This window comes from Kitasatospora sp. NPDC007106 (genome assembly GCF_040634455.1).
GTDB classification, from domain to species: Bacteria; Actinomycetota; Actinomycetes; order Streptomycetales; family Streptomycetaceae; genus Kitasatospora; species Kitasatospora arboriphila.
On sequence record NZ_JBEYFP010000482.1, the window covers coordinates 1 to 4,546 of the forward strand.

At 75.8% G+C, this 4,546-nt stretch carries 7 protein-coding genes; 3 read left to right on the forward strand and 4 right to left on the reverse strand.

Features of this window, described 5'->3' with window-relative positions:
* The coding region (locus ABZ641_RS26560; protein WP_359985591.1) for a response regulator transcription factor at positions 1-475 on the reverse strand (475 nt) is incomplete at its 3' end.
* A gap of 169 nt (positions 476-644) precedes the next feature.
* Between ABZ641_RS26560 and ABZ641_RS26565 the strand changes: the two genes are divergently transcribed.
* The gene (locus tag ABZ641_RS26565; protein WP_359985593.1) at positions 645-1,247 is read left to right on the forward strand and encodes a hypothetical protein; all 603 of its coding nucleotides are present in this window, start codon (positions 645-647) and stop codon (positions 1,245-1,247) included.
* Positions 1,248-1,428: 181 nt separating this feature from the next.
* Here ABZ641_RS26565 and ABZ641_RS26570 read toward each other — a convergent pair whose 3' ends face one another.
* Positions 1,429-2,229 carry an NAD(P)-binding domain-containing protein gene (locus ABZ641_RS26570; protein ID WP_359985599.1) on the reverse strand — a complete coding sequence of 267 codons (801 nt, stop codon included), beginning with the start codon at positions 2,227-2,229 and terminating at the stop codon, positions 1,429-1,431.
* A 12-nt stretch (positions 2,230-2,241) separates the two neighbouring features.
* A complete protein-coding gene (locus tag ABZ641_RS26575; RefSeq protein WP_344622406.1) occupies positions 2,242-2,859 on the reverse strand; it encodes a carbonic anhydrase in 618 nt (205 codons plus the stop codon).
* A 50-nt stretch (positions 2,860-2,909) separates the two neighbouring features.
* Between ABZ641_RS26575 and cynR the strand changes: the two genes are divergently transcribed.
* Positions 2,910-3,842, forward strand: a complete 933-nt coding sequence (cynR, locus tag ABZ641_RS26580) for a transcriptional regulator CynR (RefSeq protein ID WP_344622405.1) — start codon at positions 2,910-2,912, stop codon at positions 3,840-3,842.
* An 86-nt stretch (positions 3,843-3,928) separates the two neighbouring features.
* Positions 3,929-4,099, forward strand: a complete 171-nt coding sequence (locus tag ABZ641_RS26585) for a hydrophobic protein (protein WP_344622404.1) — start codon at positions 3,929-3,931, stop codon at positions 4,097-4,099.
* 96 nt (positions 4,100-4,195) lie between these two features.
* Here the strand turns inward: ABZ641_RS26585 and ABZ641_RS26590 are convergent.
* Positions 4,196-4,546: PP2C family protein-serine/threonine phosphatase (locus ABZ641_RS26590; protein WP_359985597.1), on the reverse strand; the 351-nt coding region annotated here is incomplete at its 5' end.

Genomic DNA, 4,546 nt, shown 5'->3' on the forward strand with positions numbered 1-4,546 from the left:
CGAGGACGGCGAACTCGCGGGCGGTGAGCCGGACGGGGGTGCCGGCCCGGGTGCAGGTGCGTCCGGCGGCGTCGACCACCAGGTCGCCGAGGACGGTCGCGCGGGGTGCCCGGCTGCCGATGCGCCGGGCGAGGGCCCGCAGCCGGGCGACCAGGACGACGTAGGAGAACGGCTTGGACAGGAAGTCGTCGGCGCCGGTGTCCAGCGCCTCGGCCTCGTCCCACTCGCCGTCCTTGGCGGTCAGCATGAGGATGCCCGCGTCGTGGCCGGCGGCGCGCAGCAGCGAGCAGACCCGGTAGCCGTTGAGGCCGGGCAGCATGATGTCCAGCACGATCACGTCGTAGGGCTGCTCGGCGGCGCGGGCGAGGCCGGTGACGCCGTCGTGGGCGACGTCCACCGTGAAGCCCTCGGCCGTCAGGCCGTGCCGCAGCGCCGCGGCCAGCCGCCGTTCGTCCTCCACCACCAGTACCCGCATGCGCTACAGGGTGACAGGTGGTCCCGGCGGCTCCCTGAAGGGGTCTTCAGGTTCTTCAGCGGCGCTTCAGGAACGGTGCCGCATGCTGGCCGCCGCCGTACCGGCCGGGCGAGGGCCCGGCGGGGTGCGGCGACACCGTGCGGTGACGAGCGAGGAGGAGAGGCGGCCGATGAGCGAGCCTGTGGGTCCGGCGGAGCCGGGTGCGGAGACCGGCAAGGTGCCGGGGGCGGTCGGTCCGGGCGGTCGGCGGACGACCGTCGGGCGGTGGGTGCGCGGGCGGACGGCCCGCTGGGTCGGGGTCGGTGCGGCCGTGGTCGTGCTGGGTGGTGCCGCGGCGGCCGCCGTTCACCACGCGGAGGAGCACCACGGCTCCCGGGTCGCCTTCCGGGACGGCGAGCCCGTCGGGCCCGTCGGTGGCAAGCAGCGGATCGTCCGTGGTGAGGACGGGCGGCGGATCGTGATCGAGCAGCGGACGGCGGGCCGCCCGGCGGTGGGCGACCCGGCGGAGGCCGGCCCGTCGGACGGCAGGGCGATACCGCACCTCGCCCCCGCACCGCTGCCCGAGCTCGCCGCGGGCGACGCGGTGGCGAAGGCCGCCGCGGCCGTGCCCGGCGGCAAGGTCGAGTCGCTGCGTCCGGCCGATCGGCAGGGCGGCGGCCGCAGCTGGCAGGCGGTGGTGGTCGGCACGGACGGTGTCCGGCACCTGGTCACCGTGGACGGCACCAGCGGCGCCGTGACCGGCAACTCCGTGGTGGACGGACCGACCGGCTGACCTGCGGTCGCACCGCCCGTCCGGGCCCGGTGCGGCAGCCCCCTCCGGGCGGGCCGCCGTACCGGGCCCGTCGCACCGGGCCCGTCGTGTCCGGCCCGTCGTACCGGGCCGTCGTACCGGGCCCGTCGTGTCCGGCCCGTCGTACCGGGCCGTCGTACCGGGCCGTCGCCTCGCCGTGCGGTCAGCCGCGGAAGGCCGCCGGCCGCTCGGGCGAGGCCTCGGACAGGGCCTTCTCCACCTCCGCCACGCCGCCGCGGAGCCCGTACACCGGGGTGTCGGGCTGCTGGCGCCAGGATTCGTCGATGGTGCCGGCGTCCACGGTGTCGAAGCCGAGCTCGTCGATGAGGGCGCGGACCAGCTCCTTGGCCGCCGGATCGTCGCCGGCCACCGGCAGGGCGATGCGCTCCGGGTCGCCCTGGGGGCGCGGCGCGTCCAGCAGGTCCTGGGCGTAGGTGCCGTTGAACGCCTTGACGACGGGGTGGCCGAGCTGCCGGCTCGTCCAGCGGCTCTCCGTCAGCCCGTCCTCGATCCCGGCGATCCGGCCGTCCCGCTGCTGCGGGTAGTAGTTGCCGGTGTCGATCACCACGAAGCCGTCGGCGGCGCCGTCGAACAGCCCGGCCGGCAGGTCCGGCACGCGCTTCAGCGGGACGGTCACCACGACCACCTGCGCGCCGCGCGCGGCCTCCGTCGCCGCGACGGGTGTCGCCCCCGTCTCCTCGGCGAGCGCCGCCAACGACTGCGGGCCGCGCGAGTTGGCCACCCGCACCTCGTGGCCGAGGGCCGTGAGCCGACGGGTGAGGTTGCCGCCGATGTTCCCGGCCCCGATGATGCCGATCTTCATAACACCCTCCTCGGTACGCCGACGGCCCTGCGGCCGCCCGTGGTACCCGAACCGGCCGAATCCCCGTGCTATTTCCGGGAACCGCCGCCGAGCCGGGAATTCACCCGGTGGAGTGATGTTCTGACGACCGCTCAGCCACAGGGCCGACCGCGGTCAGCAGGGCAGCGGGGCGAAGCGGCCGGTGCCCCGGTCGTACGCCTCGACCGCGCCGGAGGCGATGTCGTAGACCCAGCCGTGCAGGGTCAGCGCCCGCCGGTCCAGCGCCTCGGCGACGACCGGGTGGGTGCGCAGCCGGTCGAGCTGGGTGACGACGTTGGCCCGCACCACAGCGGCCACCCGGTCCTCGACCGGGGCGTCCGCGGCGCCGGGGTCCGCCTCGGCGGCGACGCCCGCACCGTGCCGCAGCCAGGCGGCGACCGACGGCAGGCGGTCGAGGCCCTCTCCGGTGACGAGCGCGGTCATCGCCCCGCAGCCGGAGTGCCCGCAGACCACGACGTCGCTCACGCCCAGGACGCCGACCGCGTACTCGATGCTGGCGGCGATCCCGTCCGGGCCGGCCGGGTGCGGGGGCACCAGGTTGCCGGCCGTCCGGACGACGAAGAGCTCCCCGGGCTCGCTCTGGGTGATCAGCTCGGGCACCACCCGGCTGTCCGAGCATCCGACGAAGAGCGTGCCGGGCCGGTGCCGGACGGCCAGGTCGGCGAAGAGCGCGGCCCGCGGGGGAAAGGCCTCGCGGCGGAAGCGCCGCAGCCCGTCGGTGATCTGCTGCATGGCGTCGACTCTGCCCGACCAGCGGGTATAGCGTCCAAGACGGAGATTCCATGACTCCCATCGACCACATCTATGATCGGGCCATGGAACTGCGCCACCTGCGCTACCTGCTCGCCGTGGCGGAGCACGGGAGCTTCACCCGGGCCGCCGAGGCCCTGCACCTCTCCCAGCCGACGCTCTCGCACCAGGTCCGGCAGCTCGAACGGTCGCTCGGCGTGGAGCTGCTCGACCGCACCGGCCGGCGGGTGCGGCCGACCGACGCCGGCGAGGCGTACCTGCGGCACGCCCGGCTGGCGTTGCGCGAACTCGCGACCGCCGAGCGCGCGGTGCAGGACGTGCAGGACCTGTCGCGCGGCACGCTGCGGCTGGCCACCACACCGACCTTCAGCGCCTACCTGACCGGGCCGCTGGTCGCGGCCTTCCACGCCGCGCACCCGGGGATCGTCCTGGACGTCCGGGAGGTCCCGCAGGACCGGATCGAGGCCGAGCTCGCCGAGGACGCGCTCGACCTGGGCATCGCCTTCGGCGGCACCCACCGTCCGGGGATCGCCGCGCAGCCGCTCTTCCCGGAGGGCCTGGTGCTGGCCGTGGGCCCGGCCCATCCGCTCGCCGGGCGGCGGGAGCCGCTGCCCGCGGCCGAGCTGGCCGGACATCCGCTCGCCCTGCTCAGCGGCGGTTTCGCCACCCGGCGGCACCTGGACGCCTACGCCGCCGAGAACGGCCTCGCGCTGGCGGCCGCGGTGGAGGCGGCCTCGATCGCGGTGATCGCCGACCTGGTCGCCGCGGGCGCCCTGGCCAGCGTGCTGCCGGACCGCGCCGTCCGGCAGTACCCGGACCTCTCCGAGGTGCCCACCGATCCACCGCTGCCCACCCGTACGGTCGTGCTGCTCCACCGCGAGAGCGCCTACCGCAGCGCCGCGCTCCGCGCCTTCACCGCGGCCGCGCTCGCCCACGTCCCGAGCGGCGGCGACCCGGCCGGCTGACGCGGCGGGTCCGCGGCACGCATGATCGGGCCGGGCCGGGGCAGCCGGAGCGGTGCACAGTCCGTCACCGTGAGAGGAGAACGCGCATGCTCGCCGTCGTCCTGGTCCTGCTGCTCGCGCTGCTGCTGTTCGGTCTGGGGTTCGCGCTCAAGGCACTGTGGTGGATCGCCGTGATCGTCCTGGCCGTGTGGCTGGTCGGCTTCGTCGCCCGCGGCACCACGACAGGCGGTTCGCGGGCCCGCTGGTACCGCTGGTAGTCCCGTGCCGCCCGCGACCCGGGCCGGTCGCCGAGGAATCGGCGCCCGGCCCGGTGCCGTGCGTACGGCCGGTCACGTGTGCGGGCCGGGACGGCGTCAGCAGACCTGGATGCCGATCAGACAGGTGTCGTCGTCGGTGTCGGCGCTGCTGTGGGTGAGCAGGTGGTCGAGGTGGCGCTCCAGCGGCGCCGGGTCCCGGGCGTCCCGGGCCGCGCCGAAGGCCCGCTCGGTGAGCGCGACCAGGCCGTCGAGCGACTCCTGCAGGGTGCGGTCCTTCCGCTCGATCAGACCGTCGGTGTACATCATCAGGGTGTCGCCGGCCTCCAGTTGGAGGGTGCCCTCCTCGTAGTCCGCGTCGGCGAGCGCACCGAGCAGGATGCCGCCGAGCGGCGGGACGGTCTCGGCGCGGCCGCGCCGCAGCAGCACCGGCGGCAGGTGCCCGGCGCG

Excerpts from the sequence above, each read along its gene's own strand:
- cynR (WP_344622405.1), top strand. The coding sequence starts at position 2,910 with ATGACTCCCATCGACCACATCTATGATCGGGCCATGGAACTGCGCCAC.
- ABZ641_RS26585 (WP_344622404.1), top strand. The coding sequence starts at position 3,929 with ATGCTCGCCGTCGTCCTGGTCCTGCTGCTCGCGCTGCTGCTGTTCGGT.
- ABZ641_RS26575 (WP_344622406.1), bottom strand. The coding sequence starts at position 2,859 with ATGCAGCAGATCACCGACGGGCTGCGGCGCTTCCGCCGCGAGGCCTTT.
- ABZ641_RS26565 (WP_359985593.1), top strand. The coding sequence starts at position 645 with ATGAGCGAGCCTGTGGGTCCGGCGGAGCCGGGTGCGGAGACCGGCAAG.